The 24,698-nt window shown below is 33.5% G+C and carries 19 protein-coding genes; 9 read left to right on the forward strand and 10 right to left on the reverse strand.

Annotated elements, in window-relative coordinates:
* Window positions 1–17: 17 nt before the first annotated feature.
* From HM986_RS09920 to HM986_RS09935, 4 genes are all read right to left on the reverse strand, one after another.
* Window positions 18–542: a hypothetical protein gene (locus tag HM986_RS09920; protein WP_179334932.1), complete on the reverse strand. Its 525-nt coding sequence runs from the start codon at window positions 540–542 to the stop codon at window positions 18–20.
* 207 nt (window positions 543–749) lie between these two features.
* A complete protein-coding gene (locus tag HM986_RS09925) occupies window positions 750–2,507 on the reverse strand; it encodes a helix-turn-helix transcriptional regulator (protein ID WP_179334933.1) in 1,758 nt (585 codons plus the stop codon).
* A gap of 225 nt (window positions 2,508–2,732) precedes the next feature.
* Complete coding sequence (locus HM986_RS09930) at window positions 2,733–5,225, reverse strand: ABC transporter permease (RefSeq protein WP_179334993.1); 2,493 nt, start codon at window positions 5,223–5,225, stop codon at window positions 2,733–2,735.
* A 44-nt stretch (window positions 5,226–5,269) separates the two neighbouring features.
* Entirely contained in the window at window positions 5,270–5,959 is a 690-nt protein-coding gene (locus tag HM986_RS09935; protein WP_179334934.1) for an ABC transporter ATP-binding protein, read from the reverse strand.
* A 26-nt stretch (window positions 5,960–5,985) separates the two neighbouring features.
* Between HM986_RS09935 and HM986_RS09940 the strand changes: the two genes are divergently transcribed.
* Window positions 5,986–6,729 carry an arylesterase gene (locus HM986_RS09940; RefSeq protein ID WP_179334935.1) on the forward strand — a complete coding sequence of 248 codons (744 nt, stop codon included), beginning with the start codon at window positions 5,986–5,988 and terminating at the stop codon, window positions 6,727–6,729.
* Here HM986_RS09940 and HM986_RS09945 read toward each other — a convergent pair.
* From HM986_RS09945 to HM986_RS09955, 3 genes are all read right to left on the reverse strand, one after another.
* Entirely contained in the window at window positions 6,726–8,039 is a 1,314-nt protein-coding gene (locus tag HM986_RS09945) for a DEAD/DEAH box helicase (protein WP_179334936.1), read from the reverse strand. The genes HM986_RS09940 and HM986_RS09945 overlap by 4 nt on opposite strands.
* 2 nt (window positions 8,040–8,041) lie before the next feature.
* Window positions 8,042–9,385 (reverse strand): DEAD/DEAH box helicase, encoded by a 1,344-nt coding sequence (locus HM986_RS09950; RefSeq protein ID WP_179334937.1) that lies wholly within the window; start codon window positions 9,383–9,385, stop codon window positions 8,042–8,044.
* A gap of 215 nt (window positions 9,386–9,600) precedes the next feature.
* On the reverse strand, window positions 9,601–9,846 hold the full coding sequence (locus HM986_RS09955) for a cold-shock protein (protein WP_179334938.1): 246 nt from the start codon (window positions 9,844–9,846) through the stop codon (window positions 9,601–9,603).
* Between the two features lie 201 nt (window positions 9,847–10,047).
* Between HM986_RS09955 and HM986_RS09960 the strand changes: the two genes are divergently transcribed.
* Window positions 10,048–10,617: a Crp/Fnr family transcriptional regulator gene (locus HM986_RS09960; protein WP_179334939.1), complete on the forward strand. Its 570-nt coding sequence runs from the start codon at window positions 10,048–10,050 to the stop codon at window positions 10,615–10,617.
* 116 nt (window positions 10,618–10,733) lie between these two features.
* Window positions 10,734–11,474 (forward strand): acyl-CoA desaturase, encoded by a 741-nt coding sequence (locus HM986_RS09965; RefSeq protein ID WP_179334940.1) that lies wholly within the window; start codon window positions 10,734–10,736, stop codon window positions 11,472–11,474.
* 82 nt (window positions 11,475–11,556) lie between these two features.
* On the opposite strand, the gene HM986_RS09970 is transcribed toward HM986_RS09965, so the two are convergent.
* Window positions 11,557–11,748: a cold-shock protein gene (locus HM986_RS09970; RefSeq protein WP_020897234.1), complete on the reverse strand. Its 192-nt coding sequence runs from the start codon at window positions 11,746–11,748 to the stop codon at window positions 11,557–11,559.
* A gap of 354 nt (window positions 11,749–12,102) precedes the next feature.
* Here HM986_RS09970 and pta point away from each other — a divergent pair, with 354 nt between their 5' ends.
* Both pta and HM986_RS09980 read left to right on the forward strand, forming a co-directional pair.
* Entirely contained in the window at window positions 12,103–14,211 is a 2,109-nt protein-coding gene (gene pta, locus HM986_RS09975) for a phosphate acetyltransferase (protein ID WP_179334941.1), read from the forward strand.
* Between the two features lie 12 nt (window positions 14,212–14,223).
* Window positions 14,224–15,408 (forward strand): acetate/propionate family kinase, encoded by a 1,185-nt coding sequence (locus HM986_RS09980; RefSeq protein WP_179334942.1) that lies wholly within the window; start codon window positions 14,224–14,226, stop codon window positions 15,406–15,408.
* A 19-nt stretch (window positions 15,409–15,427) separates the two neighbouring features.
* On the opposite strand, the gene HM986_RS09985 is transcribed toward HM986_RS09980, so the two are convergent.
* Both HM986_RS09985 and HM986_RS09990 read right to left on the reverse strand, forming a co-directional pair.
* Window positions 15,428–17,167: a patatin-like phospholipase family protein gene (locus HM986_RS09985; RefSeq protein WP_179334943.1), complete on the reverse strand. Its 1,740-nt coding sequence runs from the start codon at window positions 17,165–17,167 to the stop codon at window positions 15,428–15,430.
* A 143-nt stretch (window positions 17,168–17,310) separates the two neighbouring features.
* Window positions 17,311–17,910, reverse strand: coding sequence for a peptidase associated/transthyretin-like domain-containing protein (locus tag HM986_RS09990; RefSeq protein WP_179334944.1), 600 nt, complete (start codon window positions 17,908–17,910; stop codon window positions 17,311–17,313).
* Between the two features lie 550 nt (window positions 17,911–18,460).
* Between HM986_RS09990 and HM986_RS09995 the strand changes: the two genes are divergently transcribed.
* The 4 genes from HM986_RS09995 to HM986_RS10010 all read left to right on the forward strand — a co-directional run bounded on the left by HM986_RS09995 (window position 18,461) and on the right by HM986_RS10010 (window position 24,681).
* On the forward strand, window positions 18,461–18,913 hold the full coding sequence (locus HM986_RS09995) for a hypothetical protein (RefSeq protein ID WP_179334945.1): 453 nt from the start codon (window positions 18,461–18,463) through the stop codon (window positions 18,911–18,913).
* A gap of 241 nt (window positions 18,914–19,154) precedes the next feature.
* Window positions 19,155–20,480, forward strand: coding sequence for a hypothetical protein (locus HM986_RS10000; protein ID WP_179334946.1), 1,326 nt, complete (start codon window positions 19,155–19,157; stop codon window positions 20,478–20,480).
* A gap of 180 nt (window positions 20,481–20,660) precedes the next feature.
* Window positions 20,661–22,064 carry a T9SS type B sorting domain-containing protein gene (locus HM986_RS10005; RefSeq protein WP_317167353.1) on the forward strand — a complete coding sequence of 468 codons (1,404 nt, stop codon included), beginning with the start codon at window positions 20,661–20,663 and terminating at the stop codon, window positions 22,062–22,064.
* A 1-nt stretch (window position 22,065) separates the two neighbouring features.
* Window positions 22,066–24,681, forward strand: a complete 2,616-nt coding sequence (locus HM986_RS10010) for a PorP/SprF family type IX secretion system membrane protein (RefSeq protein ID WP_179334948.1) — start codon at window positions 22,066–22,068, stop codon at window positions 24,679–24,681.
* Window positions 24,682–24,698 lie beyond the last annotated feature (17 nt).

Genomic DNA, 24,698 nt, shown 5'->3' on the forward strand with positions numbered 1-24,698 from the left:
AAAATAAATATAAAATACTAAATGGTTAGGGAAATAGATTTTTGCTTATTCTCCATTTTTAAATTGATAGTATAAGTGATTTCCGATCCGCTATGATGATCATAACGAACATTACATTTGCTATTCTTAAACGCCCATCCTGGATAATCTTTTGCTAATTGACGGCCAAGTGTTAATGGGATTCTCACATCCTCATAATATTCTTCCGAACTCAGAATAATACCTTTAGTATCATAAATTGCAGTTATATGATTGTCCTTAGACTGAAAATTAACCGTATAAGTAATCGCTTTATTTTTGCTGTACACAGGATCTTTGGTGACATCAAAATTTGCTGCTGTTTTTTGTAATTTCCTAATACTAAGAGCCAAAGGTTGTGCGGCTTCTAGTTCTAAGTTTAAGTAGTTTTCATTCTGAATAGCAATCGTGCGCGGTGCGAATTTGTCATCACCAAATTGAGACGTTTCCATTGCTAATTCATTTTGTGCAGAGCCAAGGGTGGTGAGTCCTAAAAATAGTAGACCAAATAGACATGTTTTCATGAGTGATACGGTTTTAGAGTTATACTGATGTAATTAAAATGGTTTAAGCTTTTTTCTACAGAAATACGTGGTTTAAGTAGAACACTGCTAAAGTATAATCTAAGACGTTTATTACCGAAAAATCGATATAGACCACTGATGTACAAGCGATAGACATTTAATAGACACTCTCATAAAGAGATGCTCAAAACATTAATAAACAGCGATTTATATACTTTGAATAAAGAAATCCAAATCGGTGTCTTCGGAGAGGTTTAATTTTTTTCTTAAGCGATAACGACTAGTATTTAAAGAGGCCAATGTTATATTTTGTAGGGTAGCGATACGTCGACTTTCAATTTTTAAACGAATTAACGAGCAAAGTCTAATCTCGTTTTTACTCAAATTAGGATAACGCTTCATGAGTTGACTATAAAACGCATCACTTAATTTATCTAAACGTTCAAAAAATTCTTGAGTATCACTATCAACGCTTATTTTATTTGAAATCGCTACATCGAGGTCATTAATCAATTTTGGACGCTCTTGGGAGTTGGCTTGCTTAATTACCTCTAATTGTTCAGCGAGTTCTTTGGCCCAATCTTGATCTTGCGTCAGTTTAATCGCAAAATCAGACAGATCGCGTTCTTTAGATTGTATTTCAGAATTAAGTTGCTCTACTTTTAATGCCGAATTTTCAAGCTGCTGTTCCGCAAGTAATTGCTTGTTCTTAGCATTGATAAGATGTTGTCTTCTACTGATAATAAGTGCCACTAAAATAATAATAAAAATAGACGACAAAAGCCCAATAAACCAAAGCTTAGCGCGCTGATTTTTAATCATATTCTCTTTTTGAATACGGTCTATTTTAAAATTTAATTCAATTTTATCTATGGTAATATCATTCAATTCTTCCTGCCACTTTTTGTCGGCATAATTGGAAAGGGCTTGAAGACTATCAGATACATGCGCTATTTGTTTTGCAGTGATATAGGCTTCCGAAATATTATTCTGAGTACGTAATAACAACTCTTTTGCACTTAAAAACTCTAATTTAGAGCTTGTGGATAAATTATGAGTTGTCTCGTCTAATTTTACAACAGATTCTAAATCGTTAAAAATGTGTTGGGCAGCTTCTAACCGATTTAAATGCGTGTTAGCTGTTATGAGTTGGGTGCCCGCACTAATTAATCGTGGTATATCTTTGGTTAACGTTTCTTCATTAATAGCCGTTTTATAAAACTTAAAATTCTGCGCATATAAAGGATGAGCTTTGTCATACGCCTGCTGTTCCATATAAATATCAGCAATATTATCGCGTATACTTCCATTTAAAGTATGTTTGGGGAATTTAGCTTGTGTAAGTGCATAAGCACTCTCAAAATAATACATGGCAGAATCGAGGTCCTTTTTGTGCCAATAAAAAAAGAGCCCATAGTTATTTATAGAAGACGGATGATAGATATAATTTAGGTTCTTAGAAAATGCCATATTGATTTTATGCCGACTAGTAGCATTATCTAACAAGCCTAATTTAGCATAGTTTTCAGCAAGTATACTTCCAGCATAACTGCGCATTTCCTTAAACTTATCGCGTTCATCGAAAGTTAATAGATGTTCATGTGCTTCGTAATATGCAAAAAAATCGAGATAAGATTTTATAGATTCCTTCGGAAAGCCAACTTCCCTAAACCAATTTCCCGAATGCAAATAACTGTCTAAAACAAATTTTGTATGTCCTTCAATATGCTTTAAGACATCTAAACGCTTAAAATGTAATGACAAATACCATTGCATTTCAGCATCAGAAAAGGAAACACGTCGGTACGTTTTAATATCATTCTCAGGGAAAACAGACGCCATAGAATCACTAATCTGTTCGTACTGCCTAAAATAGGTTTCAGTAGTAAGCGCAGTACTTTGAGTCCACAATGGGAGAATTGTTACCGCGACAATACATAAGAATGACGTATAATACTTAAGCATTAATTATCAATAGGTTGGATCGGTCTAAAGATACTTATTTTTTAAGAACCTATAAGAGATCTTTTATTGGAGCCAACCCTTAAAAAAAAGATATGATACGCACACTCGGGTCATAAGCGTATCTTAAGCGGGTCATAAGCGGGTCATAAGCGGGTTTGCTATTGAAAATTCTTACATCAAATAAAAAGGGCTACGTTGAGCTTACAGATTATGGTTAAAATGGCATTAGGCTTCTTTCCGCAGCACAGCCAAAGGAGAACTTTGTAACACAGATCGTATATTACTCAAACCAATTCCTAAAACCAACAGAGTAATACCTGGTAAAAACACTAAAAACGGAATCAATGACGGTGTAAAAGGTTCTTTAAATAATAAAAGTGCCAAACAAAGACTACTCACTAAGGCTAATAAAATCCCAACCAAACTACCTAATAAGCCTAAAAACAAATATTCTAAAGCTGAAATTTTTAGAATCTGCGCATTTTTAGCACCAAGGGTTCGTAAGAGTACACTTTCTTTAATACGTTGGTATTTACTAGTCCGAACAGAGCCTATCAACACAATTATCCCTGTAATAATACTAAAGAAGGCCATAAAATTAATGACCCAAGACACTTTATCTAAGATGTCCTCGATAATGGTGTAAACCTGTCGTAAATCTATTATAGAAACATTTGGGAATTCTGCTACCAAATCACGCTGCAATGCCGCAGAAGTATTGTCGTCTTCAGCATACGTAGAAATCACACGAAATTGTGGTGCTTGCTCTAAAGCGCCTACTGGAAACACAAAATTAAAGTTAGGTTGCAATTGTCGCCAATCTACTTTCCGTATACTACCAACCTTAGTTTCCATAAGTACACCTTGAACATTAAATGTAATGGCATCACCAATATTAATACCATCCTCTACAAGGTTGTCTGCAACAGAAACAAGTATAGGGGCATCAGGAGTCGTATGTGTGGTCCATTCTCCCTCTAAAAGTTCTTCGGATTCAATCATTTCATCACGATATGTATTTCTAAATTCGTGATTAAGGATCCAATTACGCATTTGTTTGGTAGTATCTTGGCGCAATTCATTGGCCAATCGTCCCTTTATTTTATGAATGCGCATCGTAACAATAGGGATGCTATTTACAATAGGTAAACCTTTTGCTTTTATACGTTGTTCTATGGCGTCTTGCTGATCCGTTTGTACATCTAAAATGATAATATTGGCATTGTCATCACTCTGAGCTACTTCTGTTTTGGCTAACAAAATGTCTTTCGTAAAATATAACGTACTAATTAAACAGGTGCCTAAACCAATAGCGACCACCAAAACAACGGTTTGATTGTTAGGTCTAAATAGGTTCAATAAACTTTGTCGTGCTGTAAAACCCCATCGCTTCGGAAAATAGGTTTTTATGCCTTTAATGAACAGTAAAGCAACGCCTGTTAAAACAGCAAAAGCGACTAATGTAGCCAACATAAAACCTAAGGCATAAACGGCGTCATTCAACAACCAAAACGAAAATAAAAACAGAAATAACAACACGGCTCCTATCACTGCTACTCGAACTTTAAGTGGTTCTTGCGCTCCGTTTTCATCTACACGCAAAACATCTAGCGGCGAAACGTACCATGTTCTAAGCAATGGTAATAACGCGAATAAAACAGACATAAATAAGCCAAGAAAGACACCAATAAGTATCGGTTGTAGCGAGATGGAAATTTCAACAGAAAAGGGTAAGAAATCCTTTAATAAATACGGAAATAATTCCTGAACTCCAACACCAATCAGTGATCCAATTAAACCACCAACAATACCGATACCTGCAATTTGAATCAGAAAAATGAGAAAACTTTGCAAGCGAGAAGCTCCCATACATTTTAAAACTGCAATGGCTTTTAGTTTTTCTTTAATATAAATATGAACCGAGCTTGCAATCCCAATACACCCTAATAGTAAGGCAATAAAAGCAGCCAAATTAAGAAATTTACCTACATTATCATAACGTCTTCCCAAACGTTCACTCGTGCTAGTATGCGTATCTAAATCGGCATCTTCCGTTTTTAATTGTGGATTTATAATTTTTTCAAACGCTTCTAAGTTAAAATTTTCAGCTGTCTTATAGAAAAACTGATACTCTTTACGGCTACCAAATTGTAAGAGTCCTGTGTCTTCCATTAATGCATAAGGAATTATAATTGGAGGCGCCACAGATGTAGAAATAGCAGTGCTCCCCGGAATCGCTTTTAAAGCTCCTAAAACAGGAAGTGTTAAGGCGCCTACTTTAATAGAATCCCCTTCTTTTACATCAAACTGAAGCATTAAAGTTGCATCAACTAATGCTCCATTTAAGTTTTGGTAAGTATTTGATGCAGAAACAGGTTGGGTGTCTATAGTTCCGTAAAAAGGAAAGTCGCCATCCAACCCTCGCACTTTAACTAATTTGGTGCCTCCATTCTTAGGAAAAGCAATCATAGATACAAAGTTAATTTCCTTAGCATCGGGTTGTAAGGAATCTATAATGGCTTGTGCGCGTTCTGTAGGTTCTTGCTTTGTATCAATGGTATAATCGGCGCCCATTAAGGCTTTAGATTGAAGCTTTATATTGTCTTTAAGATTAGAGCTAAATAATTGTATAGATACTACAGCCGCAATACCTAAAATTATAGAGGCCATAAATAGCAATAAACGTACTCTACTCGCTTTGGCATCTCTCCAAGCCATTTTAAAAAGCCAGGTTGTATTTTGATTCATATTTTGTGGAATATTTACAGCACTGCAGTACGTTCGTTGGTTAAAATTCGGCCACCCTTAAGTCTTAATATTTGTTGCGTTCGGTTGGCTAAATCCAAATCGTGTGTAATAATCACCAAAGTCGTTCCGGCTTCTTTATTCAGCTCAAATAAGAGTTGAATGACTTTTTCTCCTGTTTCTTCATCTAAATTCCCCGTTGGTTCATCAGCAAATAAAATGGAAGGTGTGTTAGCAAAAGCTCTCGCTAAAGCCACACGTTGTTGCTCTCCACCAGATAACTGTGACGGATAATGATGCACACGATCTCCTAAACCGACTTTCTCCAGTAGCTCTAAACTCTTTTTAACAGCGTCTTTATGACCTTGAAGTTCTAAAGGCACACTGACATTCTCAAGAGCGGTAAGGGTTGGTAATAGCTGAAAATTCTGAAATATAAAACCTACATTCTTATTTCGTAGTTGTGCGCGTTGGTCTTCATTTAGGTCCTTTAAGTCTTGTCCACAAAGTTCAATACTACCAGAGTTAGGCTCATCTAAACCTGCACATAAGCCTAATAAGGTCGTTTTTCCACTTCCCGATGGTCCAACAATAGAAAAAGTTTGTCCTGTTTCTACTGCAAACGAAATGTTTTGTAAGACTGTTAATTGTTTGTTACCGCTAGAATATGTCTTTTCTAGACCACTAATCTTTAATATATTTGGCATACTAATTTTAATTTATAAGACCATTTATGTCGAAGGCTCAAAATACTCATTTGCTTTTAATTTCGCCAATATCTATGGCTTCTAAACTCTTAAAGTTTTGTTATTTTATAGCAGCCTTTTTATTGGTGGGCTGTGGTAACAACAAATCAGAGAATACAACAGAAACCCAGTCTGAGACACCAACAGAAGAAACTGTAACAACTGAAACCAATAGAAAAACTATTCTATGCTTTGGAGACAGTATTACAGCTGGCTACGGATTAGACGATACCGATGATGCCTTTCCTAATATTCTACAACAAAAAATAGACGCGTTAGACTTAAATTATACCGTGATCAACTCAGGCTTAAGTGGAGAAACTTCAGCAGGAGGTAAAGGACGAATCGATTGGATTTTAAATCAGAACATTGATATCTTTTTATTAGAATTAGGTGCGAATGATGGCTTACGTGGAGTACCCCTATCAGAAACGAGAGCAAATCTACAAGACATTATAGACATCGTAAAGAAGAAAAGCCCTAAAACAACTATTGTCCTTGCTGGTATGCAGTTGCCGCCAAATATGGGACAAGATTACACCACGGGATTCAGACAAATTTTTTCAGATTTAGCAGAGAAAAATGACTTAGAGTTTGTTCCTTTTATTTTGAAGGATGTTGGAGGTATTAAGGCCCTCAACCAGAATGACGGAATTCATCCAACGGTTGAAGGTCATAAAATAGTCGCTAATACGGTATGGGAGGTTTTAGGTCCTTTAGTTAAATCTTAGATAATAGTAACGCGAACTTTCTTTTTCTTTAAACGTGAATTATTTAATTTATCAACTAAATCACCAGCTATACTAACAGGTACGCCAACAAAAGCACAATCTTGTTTCAATTCTATAACACCGAGCTGATCTTTAGAAATGTTTCCTTGTTTAAAAAAAAGCCCTGCAATATCACCTTTAGATATTTTATCTTTTCGACCACCAGAAATAAATAAAGTTGTCCAAAATGGAGGTTTAATGTCTTTAGCAGTATTAACGCGAATGATTTGAGATTTCCCTACAAAATCAGGAAACACTTCACGTTCTCCTTTTATTAAATACGCTGTTCCTTTAGAATTTACTCTGGCAGTTCTACCATTTCGATGCGTATATTCTTGAACAGCCTCGGGCATTTCATAATGAATAATATAATTCATTTCTGGAATATCAATACCGCGAGCTGCTAAATCGCTCGCCACAAGTACCGATACACTTCCATTTCGCAATTTTATTAACGCACGTTCGCGATCATGTTGCTCCATACCACTGTAAAAACAAGTATGCAAAATATTCTTTTTCTCTAAAAAACGACTTAAATCTTCTAGACGTTCTTTTTTATTACAAAAGACAATTCCTGGAACATTGCCCACATGGTGCAATAAATCTATTAAAGTATTATGTTTGTTAACTGAAGGTGAAATGACAGTTTTTACTTCTAGCTTAGAACTAGGCCTTTCAGATAAAAAATTTAAGGTCTTAGCTCCGTCCATCTTTAAATATTTAGGAATCGATGCTCCTTCAGTGGCAGAGGTTAAAATACGCTTATTGACGTTGGCCAAATAACTCATTATGTTTTTCATTTCTCCACCTGCTCCTACTTCAATAGAAATATCGAACTCATCAATAACTAAAGTTTTAATGAATTTGGTGGTAAAACGGGCTTGCTCAAAATGATCGGCTAAACGTCCTGGTGTTCCAATTAAGATGGCAGGTGTATGTTTCAATTCTATTTTATCTTTTGAAATAGCGCGACCTCCATAAATAGCATTAGCCTTATAGCCCGATCCCATATTACGAACAACCGTTTCAATTTGAATGGCTAATTCTCTAGAAGGTACTATAATTAGAGCTTGTACGTCTTCACATTCAGGATCTAAGGTTTCTAAAAGCGGCAATAAAAAAGCTAGTGTCTTCCCTGTGCCTGTTGGTGATAATAATATTGTTTTCTCGTTAGCTTCAATTGAAGATAAAGCAGACTCTTGCATTGCATTAAGCTCGTAAATGTTTAATTTCTCAAGAATATCTTGTTGTGCTTTAATATTATTCGCCATAATTATTTTTTCTTTTTCTTAGGTTTAGAATCCTCTGATTTCTGAATTCCAAAAGTGGTTTGTGCCAACTGATTCGCTAATACTTTTTCAATTAACTCTTCTTTTGTTAAATGATGAAATACGGTTCTAACGTCTTTTCTTAACTGCTCTGAAATAGTACGATTAGGTTTGGTCTTAAATATTTTCTTAGCCCATAATAAAGCTTTGTTTTCTTCTATGCTTTGTGAATCTGCTTTTTTGTACTCCTTAAAGGAAATGCCTAATTCATTTTCAAAATCAGCTATATCAATAACTTCTTCTTGCTGTAAAATAGTTAACGCTAAACCCTTTGCCCCTGCTCGGGCAGTTCTACCACTTCTATGGACATAGGCATCGTAAGTATCTGGTAAATGATAATTAATTACATATTCCACACCCTTAATATCTAATCCACGAGACGCTAAATCCGTGGCCACTAAAATATCTATATGACCTTCTCTAAATTGTCCCATAATACGATCGCGTATACCTTGCGATAAACTACCATGAATAGCACCTGAAGAGAATTTATTAATCGCTAAATTCTTAGCTAATTTATTAACGGCGGCTTTCGTTTTACAGAAAATAATACCACGTTGTCCTATTTTTGAATTTAAGAAATGTAGTAAAACATCTAATTTTTCTATCGGTTCTACTACTACAAACTGATGATCGATACCTTGATGCCCAACAGTTGCCATATCGGCTTCAATATGCACAACATGTTTAGACATGTAATTCTGAACCAATTGTTTTATGGTTCCAGGCATCGTCGCTGTATACAATAATGTACGTCTTTTTTTCGGAATTTCTTTAATAATAGCGTCTAATCCATCTTTTAAGGCACTAACCATTTCATCGGCTTCATCTAAAATGAAATAAGCGATGTTTGAGATGTCTACTGCATTTCGTTTTACTAAATCGGCTAAACGACCAGGAGTTGCCACCACGATGTGGGTACGACTTTGCAAACGCTCTATTTGCGGTTTTATCGGCACTCCCCCACAGACGGTAGCTATAGAAATTTCGGGAATATACTTTGCGAATGACTCTAAGTTAGTACTAATCTGCTGACCTAACTCTCTTGTTGGAGCTAAGATTACAGCCTGAATACTTGAAGTATCTGTATTGATAAGTTGTATTAATGGAAGTCCGAAAGCCACTGTTTTTCCGGTTCCTGTTTTGGCCAAAGCAACCACATCATCAGTTTGTTGCAATACCACAGGAATCGTTTTTAATTGAATATCTGTTGGAATTGAAATTTGTAAATCAGCTAACCCTTTTTGTAGCTGTTCATTAATTCCTAAATCGGAAAAACGTTTGGACATAAAAAAAATATTTTTGCAAAGGTAAGAATACCGTTCTTGGTAATGGAATAAATAAAGACGTTACAAAATTAAAATTAAACCAACCGAAATAGCGCGCAAGCACCATAAACCCTTAATAATTTTTATTAAGAGTTTAAAATGAAAAACATTCTAATAATTGTGTAACAAAAAAACCATCAATTAAGATGGTTATGAAGAATATAATTAAGTCATAATTATTTTATGACACGCACATTAGTAGCTACTAAACCTTTCTTACCTTTCTCTATATTAAAAGTAACTTTGTTTTTTTCTCGTATTTTACCAACAACATTAGTCGTATGAACAAAGATCTCTTCTTTAGAATCGTTAATTGTTATAAATCCAAATCCTTTTTTAGCATTAAAAAATTTAACGACACCTTCCTTTGTCTCGCTTTCTTTGTTAAGATTAAATAATTTATTTATGAAATTTCTAATCATCGTTCTGTCTTAAATTTTATTTATAGGTTTCAAAAGTAATATCATATTATTATAATCACTTTCCTTAATTAGTTACAAAAATAGTATAAATAATAGATTTTGTAAGAAAGTCTTAATATATAGTTGTTTTCTTCTTAATTTTCATTTTAAACATTATATGAATTTATATCTTTACCAGCTCAATAACTAGTCTCACATAACTTGGAACAAATAAAAGCATACTTAGAGCAACTGGCTGCAATATCTCAAGTGGATTGGGACTTTTTTACGTCCAAATTACAACGGCATGTCATAAAAAAGAAGGCTATTTTCTTACAGGTAAATGAGATTGAGAATCATATTTCTTTTATTGAGTCTGGTGTCGTCCGTTTATTTATTCCTAAGGAAAATCCAAATAAAGAAATCACCTTTGGTTTTAGTTTTAAAGATCAGTTTGTTAGTGCTTATGATTCATTTTTAACACAAACGCCTTCAGCTTATCAATTACAAGCACTTACAGAAACGACTTTGTTACGTATGACGTATTCTGATTTACAAGAAGTTTATAAGAACACACAAATCGGAAATTTGGTAGGAAGATTAACAGCAGAACGCTTATTTTTATTAAAATCGAGTCGCGAACAAAACCTATTGAACTTAACTGCTGAAGAACGGTATTTAAAATTATTTAAGGAACGACCAGAGCTACTAAAAATCATTCCGCTTAAGTATATCAGTTCTTACATTGGTGTTACTGCACAGGCTTTAAGTAGAATTAGAAAACGTGTTTAGTTATCTATTTAAAAACCATTAAGTTAGCATCTGTCTTCCAAAAATTAAATCTATTTTATTGATTTAGATTCATTGTTTGGCACGTATTGTGTCATTATCTTTGTAAAAAAATAACTATGACTATAATTCTTTTTGTTTTAATACTTTGGTACGGAGGTTTGTTTTTTCAATCCTTCTTTTTGCATCGTTATGCAGCACACCAAGTGTTTACAATGTCTAAAACTATGGAACGTATCACCTTTATTTTAACTTGGATCTTTCAGGGATCTAGTTATTTAAGTGCTTATGGCTATGGTATAATGCACAGAATGCACCACGCCTACACTGATACAGAAAAGGATCCGCATTCACCGTCGTACGATGCAAACGTATTTGCAATGATGTGGAAAACTAAAACAATCTATCAAGATATTAATAAGCAACGTATTGAAGTAGATGCACGTTTTACTAAAAATGTACCGCAGTGGAAAGCTTTTGATAGTTTTGCGAGCTCTCGTTTTTCGAGATTACTTTGGATTTCTCTTTATATTTTATTCTTTGCTCTTTTTGCAACAGCTTGGTGGCAATGGTTATTATTACCAATCACCTTCTTAATGGCACCAATTCATGGAGTCATTATTAATTGGTTTGGTCATATTTATGGTTATGTAAATTTTAAAATGAAGAATACGAGTAAGAATTTATTTCGATTTGATTTTTTAATGATGGGCGAAGGTTATCACAACAATCATCATAAATATGCTAGCAGAGCTAATTTTGGTGTTAAATGGTACGAAATAGATCTAACATATGTTATTATAAAAATATTAGATGCGGTTGGGTTAATACAATTAAAGCCCATCAGAATTAAAGATTAGTTACTTTTAATAACTAAATAATACCATAAAAAAAGCCCATCATAACTGATGGGCTTTTCTATTAAACTTTGAAGTATATGTATTAGATAACTTTTACGTTTACTGCGTTTAATCCTTTCTTACCGTCTTCAAGATCAAATTCAACTTCATCGCCTTCACGAATTTCGTCAATTAATCCAGAAATGTGTACAAAATGATCTTTGTCAACTCCTTCTTCAGTGATAAATCCAAATCCTTTGGCATCATTGAAAAACTTTACTGTTCCTTTACTCATTGTAATGTAATTTATATAATTTATTAAAAAACAAAGATGATGCCATTTTTTAAACCTGCAATACTTTATTGCATTTATTTTAAGATTTAATTATCAGCCACATTACAATTATTATTCAAAGTGAGTTCTTTGCAGCCACAATATCAAAATATTATATAGGTTTCAGAACGATTTAATCAATTGTATTTCCGTATCAATTGTATTTCATTAGTACTTCAAATCTTGAAAAATTAAGTTGATTTTAAATCAAAACTATTCCAAAACATGATATATCTCATAAGTTAATATCCTAGAACTCCTAAATTTGCACTTTATAATAACACATTGTATTCAACATTTATAGACCCGTAAAAAATGGATAAGAAAGCAACCAATAAAGCGATTTACATAACGACTACAGAGCCTAATAGTGGAAAATCTATAATTTCATTAGGCTTAATGCAATTATTATTAGGCAAGGCAGCAAAGGTCGGCTATTTTAGACCTATTATCGATGATTTTATCGAAGGTGAAATTGACAATCATATCAATACGGTAACTACATATTTTAATCTCGATTTAAAATTTGAAGAAGCCTATGCGTTTACAAGAAGTGCCGTTATAAAAATGAAAAATGACGATAAAGATGATAAAATAATCAGTACTATAATAGATAAATATAAAGCTATTGAAGAGCGTTTTGATTTTGTATTAGTTGAAGGTAGTAGTTTTATTGGGGAAGGCTCAATTATGGAATTTGATATTAATATCTTAATTGCTAAAAATTTAGGTGTTCCTGCTATTATTCTTACAAGCGGTATTGGTAAGACGATGAATGAACTTGTAGGTAATATTCATATGGCTTTCGATTCTTTTAGAGATAAAGGAGTTGAAGTTTTAGCTGTAATCGCGAATAAAGTAGACCCCTATAATCAAGCTTTTACGATTTCAGAATTAGAGAAAGAATTACCAGCAGGTGTGGTTGTTAATGCTATTCCACTCAATCCGATATTAGCTAACCCGTCTATAAAAGAAATTGTTGATGCCCTTGATGCGGACGTGTTATTTGGGGAGGCTCATATAAACAATCAAGCCGGAAATTTTAGTGTTGGCGCAATGCAATTACACAATTATTTAACGCACATTAAAGAAAACGGTTTAGTCATTACACCCGGTGATAGAGCAGATATTATCCTTGGTGCTTTGCAGGCAAATATTTCTGAAAACTACCCCTCAATTTCCGGAATTGTACTTACTGGCGGTTTAAAACCTGAAGAGTCTATTATTAAATTAATAGAAGGACTTTCGGATGTTGTACCAATTCTATCCGCTAAAGGAGGAACATTTGCTGTAGCTAACCAAATTGGTACTATTAAATCGCAAATCTATGCTGAAAACACAGAGAAGATCAGAACCTCAATAAAAGAATTTGAAGACCATGTTAAAGTCGATGAGCTCTTAGAGCGATTAATCACGTTTCAAACCAATGGTATTACTCCTCGCATGTTTCAATATAACTTATTAAAGAGAGCGCGTACACATAAAAAACACATCGTATTGCCAGAAGGTATAGATCAGCGTGTACTAATTGCTACAAAACAACTTATAGAATTAGGAGCTGTAGAGATTACCTTATTAGGTAACAGAAAACAGATTGAGGAACAAATAATAACACATGATATTGGTTTAGATCTATCCCTCGTAAACGTTGTAAACCCTATTGAATCTGATAAGTTCGAAGTGTATGCCGAAATACTGTATGAACTTAGAAAGCATAAAAATGTAAACTTAGCTATGGCTAAAGATTTAATGGAAGACGTGTCTTACTTTGGAACTATGATGGTGCATAATGGAGATGCAGATGGTATGGTTTCTGGAGCCATTCACACCACACAACATACCATTAGACCTGCACTTCAATTTATTAAAACCAAACCAGAAACGTCTATCGTATCTTCTGTGTTCTTTATGTGCTTAGAAGATCGTGTTTCGGTTTATGGTGATTGTGCTATTAATCCTAACCCAACGGCTGAGGAATTAGCTGAAATTGCAATCTCTTCTGCAACCACGAGTATAGGATTTAGTATTGAACCAAAAATTGCGATGCTCTCCTACTCTTCGGGTGCATCTGGTGTTGGTGAAGATGTCGAAAAAGTTAGAAAAGCGACAGAAATTGTGAAACGTATGAGACCCGATTTAAAAATAGAAGGTCCTATTCAATATGATGCTGCTGTTGATATAAATGTCGGAAAATCAAAATTACCTAATTCTGAAGTTGCCGGGCAAGCCAACGTCTTTATTTTTCCAGATCTTAATACTGGAAATAATACTTATAAAGCCGTGCAACGTGAAACTAAAGCGTTAGCTATCGGACCAATAATACAAGGATTGAACAAGCCTGTTAACGATTTAAGTCGTGGTTGTACTACAGACGACATTTTTAACACCGTAATCGTAACAGTGATTCAGGCACAAGGTCTTTAAAATAGAAATAGAATGAATATATTAGTCATAAACTCAGGAAGCTCATCTATAAAATTTCAATTAATTCAAATGCCTTCCGAAACATTATTATGCACCGGATTAGTAGAACGTATTGGTCAAATAGATGCCATACTTAATTACAAAACAGAACGCGTTGATATTAAGCAAATAGAACAAATAGGAAATCATTCTCAGGGTTTGCAAAAAGTGGTTGATTTATTATTAGATCCTGAAAAAGGAGTCATAAAAAACACCAATGAAATTGAAATTATTGGGCATCGTGTGGTTCATGGTGGTAATTCATTTTCTAATACCATTTTAATTACAGACGCTGTAAAACAAGACATTAACAAATTTGGATCATTAGCTCCGTTGCATAATCCCAATAATCTCGAAGGTATTCTTGTAGCTGAGCAACTTTTTCCTAATTCAAAACAAGCTGCCGTATTTGATACAGCCTTCTTTCAAACCTTACCAGAAAAAGCAAAACGATATGCCATTCCTAAAGCACTTTATACAGAAGAATTAATTCAAGTGTATGGTTTTCATGGTACAAGTCATAAGTACGTTACAGAAAAAGCACTTGACTATTTAAAACTAAAAACCTCTAAAATTATCACCATTCACTTAGGGAATGGTTGTAGTATGACTGCTGCTGTTAATGGCAAAAGTATAGATCACAGTTTGGGATTTACACCTTCTAATGGCTTAATTATGGGAACTAGAAGTGGAGATATTGATCATGCTATTGTGTTTTATTTAGTAAATAGTCTCGGTTATGATTTGGATAAAGTAAATATGCTATTAACTGAAGAAAGCGGTATGTTAGGTTTAACAGGCTACAGTGATTTAAGAGATATTGAAGCGCACGCCGCTAAGGGCAACGCCGATTGTAAATTAGCTTTAGCAATGAATGCTTATAGAATTAAAAAATACATAGGAGCATATACTGCAGCTATGAATGGCTTAGATGCCATAGTATTTACTGCAGGTATTGGTGAAAACTCTAGTTTAATCAGAGGGTTAGTCTGTGAGGACATGGATTACTTAGGTATTAATTTAGAACCGAAACGAAACAATATTAGATCTAAAAGTATAAGAGAAATAAATACGGAAACTTCTAAGACCAAGATAATGGTTATTCCAACCAATGAAGAATTAGAAATAGCAAAGCAAGCTTTTGATTTATTTAAGTGATACTAAATGAATATATTAACTACATCTTTCGTTTTTTAAAATCAGCTTCAATTTGCACCATAACCCATTTTGTTATTTTACTAGCAAAGACACCTCTAAAAACACTAATAATTGGTCGCAGTACCCAACTGCTGATTCGCCCGTTAAGTTCTGCTTTTAAAATAGCATTAATTCTTTTTTTAATGGGTTTCTTAAGATCTTTAAAAGCCTTAAAATCAAACTTTGGAAAGTCTTCAACCTCATAACTTGTGGGATTGTTTTTTCCTTCAATTTTACTAATGTCTGGTATAATTGGCATGTATACTTTTACACTTCCATCATCTTGCTTAATAAGTCTCCTAAATTCGGCTATAGCAGCGTCACTTACACCATAAAATAAATTATTAGGGTCGTTTTTATCACATTCTAAAAAGAGTATCCCTCTTAAGAAATTCCGTGCGTTATCTCTACCGAGAAAAAAATCATGTTGCCTAAATTTAATATCAATAAAACCACCAAAACCTTCTAAAGCCCCTGTAGCTAAAGGTGGATGATCTCTAACTTCCATTTTTCCGGGTTTCAACTTTCTAGGGAATGACATCAATTTGAATAAACCGATGCCATACGTATCGGTCTGTTTATGGCGCGCTTGGTTGAGAATTGTGGGTACAAGAGCGCCAAGTATGCCCACAATGCTAGATATTTTATAATTAATTTCATCTGTTTTTGTAGTGTCAAAAAAACTAGGAAAAGGATCAATAAGTACTGTTCCAAACTTTGGATTTTCTTCATTAGGCGCACCATGTGTACTAATAAGATGTCTTAATACTTCATCAAAAGGTTCATTATTTATTGTACCACCATCTATAGCTGTAAATTGAAAATTAGGAGTCGTCTCCTTGTCAATTAAGACATCTAAGTCTTCCAATAGCGATTTACGAACCTTAAGACTATTGTTTAGATATTGGGCAGTAAATTCATCATTAAAATATCGCGGTTTTAAACCAATGGGAAATGCACCTGTTGCTTTTGTTACTTTGATTAAAAAATTTCTAGAATCTAAATTATGCGGCAAAAATGGTAAATATTGCCCTCGGTCAGTTTCATTATCGTAATTCAGTTTAAAATGCGCCACAACATCATGACTACTCACACGATGAGACGGCGTTTCATCTAAGAATTTCGATTTGATTCTACTTAATTTCACCTTATAATCCAAAGGTCTTAAACTTGTAAGCGTAATTAATAACCTAAGATCTTCAGAAATAAAACTAGGTAATTTCTCTAGACCTGCATTTTTTGGTAATTCATTAAATACACGTTCTGCAATTGCATCAATAGGTGTAGAGTTTAAAAGCGAAGGTGCTCCATTTTTAGTATCAATATCTGAGGTATCTAACATTTTTTCAAATGTTCCCTTACCTCTTCGCTTTTCAGCATTTGAATTTGCTTCAATATCATCATCTAAAAACACCCAACTATCATATAGAAAATTACCTGTTTTTACATTCGATACTTTCTTCACAGGTTTCCAATTACCAGAATAAAGTGCAAGTGTAGAAATCATACCCACCATTCCACCTGCAGAAGCACCACCGATTGCATCAATAATAACGTTGTGATTTGGAATATTACGATGAGAAGTATGCGTCTGTTCTAACTTTGCTTTTTCCCATTCAGAAAGTGCTTCAAGCAAATAATCCATAAACCCAGCTGTATAAGCACCTGCTGATACAGCGCCAGCTAAAGAAAGACCTAAATGAAACGTCTGATTACTCATTATTTTGATATCTATAATTCTTATGACTAAAAGTAGAAATTATTATTCCTAAATTAGGTATAATTTAAACATATTCGAAATATGAATAAAAAAAACGCCCTAAACAATGTTAGGACGTTTCAATAATATTTTAGGGGTTCAATTTATGATTTTGCTAAGGTTTCATTAGCTTTTAAAGTGATATTACGTTCCGCTACAAACATTCCGTCTTCAGTTTTTAGCTTAAGTATGCGGTTGGTATCTCCTTTTTTAGCCATACGTTTTCTGCATGTTTTTGTAAGTAAAGGATCTTCATCAAATAGGAATGAATCTACTTGGTATTCTTGTTTTGATGGCTCTTTTACTAACGGAAATATTTGTTGCATCTGATTATACCTTCTATCACCGCCAGGAACAAATGTATATAAAGTATATCTGCCATCTGCATCTGTTTTAACCCAACTTCTATGGAAAACATAACGAGCATCACCTGTATTTCTTAAATCAAAATCACCATCTTCATCTGGTTGTTCAATAAATAGGATGACATCATTTGCTGGTGTTACACCATCACTTTTATATATAATACCAGTTAACTTCAACTTACTTTTCTTTGATCTAAAATCAGGAATCGTATCTGTATTACTCAACTGATCTTCTGCACGATCATATATAGGACTATTAAAATTGACGTCTTGAGCTACAACAACATTAAATGCACTATTGAAGCATATAATACATAATAAAGTTATTAGATTTTTCATAAGAATTGGTTTTTGGGTTACACCAAAATTGATGCTTTTACATTCTAATACCTTAAAAATCACATCAATGATTCATTTTTACGATAAACAGAAGAAATGAGCAAAATTTACCGATGAAATACGGTTTAAACACTAAAATTAGAGCACAAAAACAGTTTTAAAAAAGCCATTTTCGATGTTTATTTTAGTCACTTAAATGAGATGAAAAAAGGTAAAATAAAACAGAATCTAGAGCTTTAATTTGTTAGGTATAATTAAGCTTGTTTTACAGCAAAACTCTACTGCTTTTTTAAATCAAATTACACCTTTAACTTAGTGTTTAAGCTACCATTTTTAAGTAAAGATTATTGATTATTAGAGGAAAATAGACTTAAAAACCCAAGAAGTATTTCGTCGATAAAATTTGCGTTTAATCAAGCAAAGACGCAGTTTAACCTTGAAATACGTATTTCATAAGCATAAATGTTTTACGAAAAATGCACGGTTATAGTTGTTATATTTAATAAATTGTATAGATTTGTGCCACTAAGATTAACTAAAAAGCGTGAATATGAAAACCAAATCTACTTTATTTTGTGCTCTATTTTTTCTAATGATCAGTATGGGTTTTGCTCAAAAAAAAGACGACTCTCAAAGCATCATTAGTGGCAAAGTAAATATATCGAAATACCACAGTCGAGAAGATCTAAAAAAGATGAAGAAAGGTGAATTATTAGTTCTTTATATAGAGCGAATAGAAGTCATCGTAAATATTCTTCCAAATATTGCATTTGCAACAAAACCTGGAGTGACTATGGAAAATCTAGGCATCCCAGATACAAAAGACAACAGAAAAGCATTAGAAGATAATATTGATGCTTCTACTTCTTATTTTGACAGTACTATTGAATTTCAAAAAAAGATATTACCCTATTCTGATACCACAGATTTAATTGCTGCAATTCTTTTTTATGAATCCACTTTAAAAGCATTGCATACTTACGAAGATTACAAAAAGGATTAGTTAGTTTTTTTTATTATATCTATTTATAAAAACCTTGACCTGAAAAGCGTCAAGGTTTTTTGTTTTTATTTTTATTTCAATTATTGTTAAAATACCCGTTTAAAAGAGTTTAATTGTAGTCTAAATGATACATTTTAGTTAAAGACGTGTATTTTATCGATATTATTTGTGTTTCATAGATAAAATGTATATGTTTGAACTTAATTGATTAAACGCCCTCTAATACAAAAATTTACCTACTATGAAAAAAATTACTTTTACTACACTTTTCTTTCTTTTAGTGTTTGGTAATTTATTTGCCCAACAAGAAAAAGGAATTACTGGCTATAATAATTGGCTAGACACATGGACAGATTTTCAGCCTAATAAAGCCAACTACGAAGAGCCTACTCAGATATTATCTGGGAACATTTCTGAAAATACAACATTAACAAAAAGAAACACCTATTTATTATTGGGTGATGTTTTTGTTATTGATAGCACAACGCTAACTATAGAGCCAGGTACTGTTATACTCGGAGACTTTAAAACTAAAGGAACCTTAGTTATCGCAAACGGTTCAAAAATTATAGCTGAGGGTAAACCAACGGATCCAATTGTATTTACTTCAAACAAAACAGATAAAAAACCAGGAGACTGGGGAGGAATATTTATTCTGGGAGATGCGCCAATTAACACCTTTGGGAACGTAGCATCTCTTAATTATGGCTTCGATCCATCTTCGACCGAGAGTATCAGTTATGGTGGTGACAATTCTGAGAGTAATTCAGGGAGCTTAAGTTATATTAGAATTGAATACGCAGGAAAAAAGACTAAAGAATTTGGGAATTTCAGTGCGCTTACACTTGCAGGTGTTGGATTAAAAACAGCAATAAGCAATGTTATGGTGAGTTACTGTGAAGGAAACTCTTTTAATATTTTTGGCGGTGAGGTCGATTTAACTAAGACCGTTTCTTTTAGATCAAATAAAAATGATTATAATTTTAACTACGGTACCCAATGCAATATTGAAAATGCTTTAGCAGTACGATCTCCTTATGTTTCAAGTGCAGATGGTTCGCGTTGCATGTATGTAAGTTCTTATGACTTAAAAGAGAAAGCCGATTCTTCTAGAAAAGAAACTTTTGTAAAAGCAGAAAACCTGACGTTAGTTAATATCAGTAATGATTTAAAATATGACATTAAAATAGGTTTGGTTCAAGAGGCTATTTTTATTGGTCCAGATGCCTCATTTAATATTCATAAAAGTGTAATTTCTGGATTTAAGCCTGCTGTAATTTTAGATGATAGAATTGAAATTAATAGTAAAAATTTAGACCGAATAAAATTTACTCGTTCTTACTTCAATAACTGTAAGGGAAATATTTTCAAAAAAGGATCAACAAATAACGATGATTTAGAAAGTTGGTATGGTAGTAGAGCTTTTGATAATGTTTATTCTAAAGGTCCAGATCATGAAACTTTTATCGATTCAGAAAACAGTAGAAATCCAGATTATAGATTAAGAATCAATAAAATCATAGCATCGAATGATTTATTTGATGACGAAGAAGAAGATGATGAATAAGATTAATCAGAGATAACAACAAATTTTAATTCATAACATGTTTAAATTAAACATAAAACATGTTATGACATTGATAAACCCCAAACAGCTTATAGATTAAAAAACTACAACTCCTAATCAATGCTTAAACCTACTTCCCTAACCCAGTTTATATACGGTATTTGCCTATGCCTTGTTATTGTGTCCCAACGAGCTAATTCGCAGATTATAATTGGTACGCCAAATTTAGGATTTACGCAAGCATGTGCTAGTGAGTCATTCAACACTTACAATACTACATTTATATTTTCTCCAGAATCTGCGTTAAACGCATCTAATCAATTTTCTATTGAAATGTCTGATGCTGATGGTGATTTTGCAAACGCAACAATTATCTACACTACTGCAGCAGGGTCTGTAACCACTTCTCCAGCAACTTTGTCGTTTTCTCTTCCTGAAACAACGGCTGGCGAAAACTACCGTATTCGTATTAAAAGTAGTTCACCTGTAGCCACGAGTTCAAGATCTATTCCATTTGCTGCTTATTATAAAATTCAAGATTCTCCATTCACTATTAATAATTTAGTATCTACTGGCGCTTATTGTGCAGGAGGTAGTTATTTATTATCTATAGATAATCCTGGTAATGAAACTAATGATTCTCCACTTCTTTATCCAAGCCTTACATTTAAGTGGTATAAAGAAACTGGTCCAACAACATCTGCTTTTGTGGCTGATGGCCCAACCTTAGCTGTTACTACAGAGGGTACTTATTTTGTAAGGACTAACTACGGTACGTGTACGTCAGATTCTTTTTCTAATCGAGTTACAATTAGTGAAGCGATATCTGGTGAAGCTAATGCTACTATTGTTTCAAGTTTAGGTAATCCATATTGTCCTGGAGAAGGTTTCACCTCTTTAAGTACTATAAGTGGTATCTCGTACCAATGGTATAAGGATGGAAATATAATATTAGACGCAACAAATCAAATGTATCAGACTAATGAATCTGGTACGTTTTCGGTACAAGTAAATTTGGGAGACTGTTCTGCTTCTGGTTCAATTGATTTAATAAGTGAATTGTTTGATAGTTCTATTAACGTCCCAGAATTTAATGAGATGTCAGATGAGGAATCATTAATAGTTACTGTAACAACTACAGCTATAAATCCAGAATTTACTTGGTATTTAAATGGAAGTATCATAACAGGTGCAACGGATGCTTCTTTCGAAGCTACTGAATTTGGTGATTATGAAGTAAATATTACTCAAAACACAGGCTGTACCACATCTATAGCGTATTTATTCTCAATAGAAGAAGCTTTAGATCTTTTTCCTGAAGTAGAAAATATTCCAAATCTTATCAGTCCTAATGGAGATAGTATTAATGATACTTGGATTATACCAACTCAATATACAAGTGGTACAAATACAGAAGTAATTATTATGAGCAACCAAGGCAAAGTTGTATTACAAACTAAAGATTACTTAAATAATTGGCCAGAAAACGATTTAAAATTAACGAGTATCAACCAAGTGTATTATTACATTATCACAACATCTGATGATAAAACAAAAAAAGGTTCAATAACCGTAGTGAAATAATATGAAAGCATATTTATTACTTCTTATATTTTGTTTCTGTTCTTTACAGACATTCTACGCTCAAGAAGATGACGGTGTGGTTTCGTTTGCTATACCAACACGAAATTCTTTAACCTTTAATCGCTATACTATAAACCCTACATTCAGTTTTGTAAGAGAGCAAACCAAATACATTAGTATCTACAATAAAAGAGAATGGGTTCAATTTGAAAACGCACCACTCACCTATTTAGCAAGTTATTCTGGTCGTTTTGGAGAAAATATTGGAGCTGGCTTAGGATTGTTTCAACAAAATTATGGAGTACTAACCACCTTTGGTGGTATTTTGAATTTTGCATATAATGCACAATTAGGGTATGATAACAATCTAACATTTGGACTTAATATCGGAGCTTATAAAAGTGGGGTTAATACGGCAAACGTCGTTACAAATTTTGATGATCCATCCTTACAAAACATACCAGAGAATTTTCTATTAACGGTTAATCCAGGAATTAATTATGGGACTGAGTTTTTAGATTTTGGTTTGTCAATCAATAATTTAGCCTTATATAATGTAAAAACTTCAGCGATTATTGAAGATAATCCACAACAAAGTGTTCAAGCACATATCATGTATACTGGCTATATGGATAGCAGAGGCTTTTTCGATGAAAGTAAGTTTACAGGTTTATTACGATCAGATTTTCAAAAAGAAGAAACTATTGTTTCTGCTGTTGCAATGGTAACCGTTCCTAAAGGTATTTGGGCACAAGCAGGTTATAATACACTTTATGGAGCTTCTGGTGGACTCGGTATTAATGTTACAACCCAAATAGCGATAGAATATAATTTTGAAACCGCATTTGGTGATTTAAGTAATTATGGTCCTTCTCATGAAATCACATTAGCGTACCGATTTAAAAATAATAATTATTACGATTACAGTCGCGAGGACGAAGTGAGTAGTATTCTGTCTTCAGGTGGAAATAGGAAACGTCGTGTGGTTAAAAAGGCTAAACCAAGTGTAGCAAGTAATAAAACAACTATCGATACTAAAGCAAAAGCCGAAGCTGACGCGCAAACAAAATTAGTTGCAGAGAAAAAAGCGGCAGCAAAAATTGAAGCAGACAAACAAGCTGAAATTTTAGCTGAACAGAATGAAGCAGAAGCTGAAGCAAAGTTAATAGAAGAACAGAAAGCGAAAGAATTAGCTGAGGCACAAGCCGCAGCTGATAAAATAGAAGCAGATAAAAAGGCCGCAGAACGTGCTGAAACTAGAGCAATATTACTAGCAGAACAAAAAGCTAAAGATGAAGCTGATGCACAAGCTAAACTAATAGCAGAACAAAAAGCCAAAGACGAAGCTGAAGCACAAGCTAAACTATTAGCAGAACAAAAAGCCAAAGACGAAGCTGATGCACAAGCTAAATTATTAGCAGAACAAAAAGCTAAAGACGAAGCTGATGCAAAAGCTAAACTGTTAGCAGAACAAAAAGCTAAAGATGAAGCTGATGCACAAGCTAAACTATTAGCTGAACAAAAAGCTAAAGACGATGCTGATGCACAAGCTAAACTGTTAGCAGAACAAAAAGCTAAAGACGAAGCTGATGCACAAGCTAAACTATTAGCAGAACAAAAAGCTAAAGATGAAGCTGATGCACAAGCTAAACTATTGGCAGAACAAGAAGCTAAAGACGAAGCTGATGCACAAGCTAAACTATTGGCAGAACAAGAAGCTAAAGACGATGCTATTTCAAACCCAACTGATGCACTTGCTAAATCAATGCAAACTTTAGCTAAATCGACTGAAGATTCGAAAACAATTCAAAATGAATTATTAAAGAAATTCGATGATATTATTGCCATAAAAGATCAGGATTTGAAGGATATGAAAGAAGAAAATGATTTGAGTGATCAAGGTATAACTGTTCAGCCAAAACCATTTAAAAGTGTCACTGCAGAAAACAATGCGCTTAGAGCAATTAAGGCAGATTTAGACAATGTAATTAAAACCCGTAGCGAAAAGATTGATGAATTAAATAAGCTTTATGATGAACGCGTTGCTAATGGTTCGTTTGCATTAGATGAAGTTACCATCTATTACAAGAAAGAAATTAAAAGATTACAGTCTGAGCAGATAAAAGCGAAAGAGGCAAATGCACAATTAGAGATAAAATTAGAAGCAATAAAAGTAGCCACTGAAGTGGAAAAAAGAAGACGAATCAAACGTGCAGCCTTTAACAATGAAGATGATAGGTATAGCCAAGATAGAGCTATGTTGAAAACCATAAGAGAAACAACAAAATTAGCTGAAACACCTTTAAAGGCTGAAGATTATGATTTTGGTGAAACCCAAGGTAATAATATCAAAATATTAAAAAACATCAATCATATTGAAAGCGGATATTACCTCATAATTGCAGTTCATAGTGATGCGAAAAGTAGAGATGAATTTTTAACGAAAGTAATAGCTTCAGGAAGAACTAACGTTGATTTCTTTCATGACGTAAACACTAGTAAATATTATATATACTATGATAAAGTTAACGATATAGGAAGTGCCAATAGAGCCTTAGAGGCTAAAGGAGATAGACCATATAATGGAAAAATGTCAATAGTAAAAATAGAAAATTAATAATAGTTAAGCCAACC

Origin of the sequence: Winogradskyella costae (assembly GCF_013403865.1) — a bacterium.
In the GTDB taxonomy this organism is placed as follows: Bacteria; Bacteroidota; Bacteroidia; order Flavobacteriales; family Flavobacteriaceae; genus Winogradskyella; species Winogradskyella costae.

Excerpts from the sequence above, each read along its gene's own strand:
- HM986_RS09955 (WP_179334938.1), bottom strand. The coding sequence starts at position 9,846 with ATGATTAGAAATTTCATAAATAAATTATTTAATCTTAACAAAGAAAGC.
- HM986_RS10000 (WP_179334946.1), top strand. The coding sequence starts at position 19,155 with ATGAAAAAAATTACTTTTACTACACTTTTCTTTCTTTTAGTGTTTGGT.
- HM986_RS09950 (WP_179334937.1), bottom strand. The coding sequence starts at position 9,385 with ATGTCCAAACGTTTTTCCGATTTAGGAATTAATGAACAGCTACAAAAA.
- HM986_RS09925 (WP_179334933.1), bottom strand. The coding sequence starts at position 2,507 with ATGCTTAAGTATTATACGTCATTCTTATGTATTGTCGCGGTAACAATT.
- HM986_RS10010 (WP_179334948.1), top strand. The coding sequence starts at position 22,066 with ATGAAAGCATATTTATTACTTCTTATATTTTGTTTCTGTTCTTTACAG.
- HM986_RS09980 (WP_179334942.1), top strand. The coding sequence starts at position 14,224 with ATGAATATATTAGTCATAAACTCAGGAAGCTCATCTATAAAATTTCAA.
- HM986_RS09970 (WP_020897234.1), bottom strand. The coding sequence starts at position 11,748 with ATGAGTAAAGGAACAGTAAAGTTTTTCAATGATGCCAAAGGATTTGGA.
- HM986_RS09940 (WP_179334935.1), top strand. The coding sequence starts at position 5,986 with ATGTCGAAGGCTCAAAATACTCATTTGCTTTTAATTTCGCCAATATCT.
- HM986_RS09990 (WP_179334944.1), bottom strand. The coding sequence starts at position 17,910 with ATGAAAAATCTAATAACTTTATTATGTATTATATGCTTCAATAGTGCA.
- HM986_RS09935 (WP_179334934.1), bottom strand. The coding sequence starts at position 5,959 with ATGCCAAATATATTAAAGATTAGTGGTCTAGAAAAGACATATTCTAGC.
- HM986_RS09985 (WP_179334943.1), bottom strand. The coding sequence starts at position 17,167 with ATGAGTAATCAGACGTTTCATTTAGGTCTTTCTTTAGCTGGCGCTGTA.
- HM986_RS09930 (WP_179334993.1), bottom strand. The coding sequence starts at position 5,225 with ATGGCTTGGAGAGATGCCAAAGCGAGTAGAGTACGTTTATTGCTATTT.
- HM986_RS09920 (WP_179334932.1), bottom strand. The coding sequence starts at position 542 with ATGAAAACATGTCTATTTGGTCTACTATTTTTAGGACTCACCACCCTT.
- HM986_RS09945 (WP_179334936.1), bottom strand. The coding sequence starts at position 8,039 with ATGGCGAATAATATTAAAGCACAACAAGATATTCTTGAGAAATTAAAC.
- pta (WP_179334941.1), top strand. The coding sequence starts at position 12,103 with ATGGATAAGAAAGCAACCAATAAAGCGATTTACATAACGACTACAGAG.
- HM986_RS09995 (WP_179334945.1), top strand. The coding sequence starts at position 18,461 with ATGAAAACCAAATCTACTTTATTTTGTGCTCTATTTTTTCTAATGATC.
- HM986_RS09965 (WP_179334940.1), top strand. The coding sequence starts at position 10,734 with ATGACTATAATTCTTTTTGTTTTAATACTTTGGTACGGAGGTTTGTTT.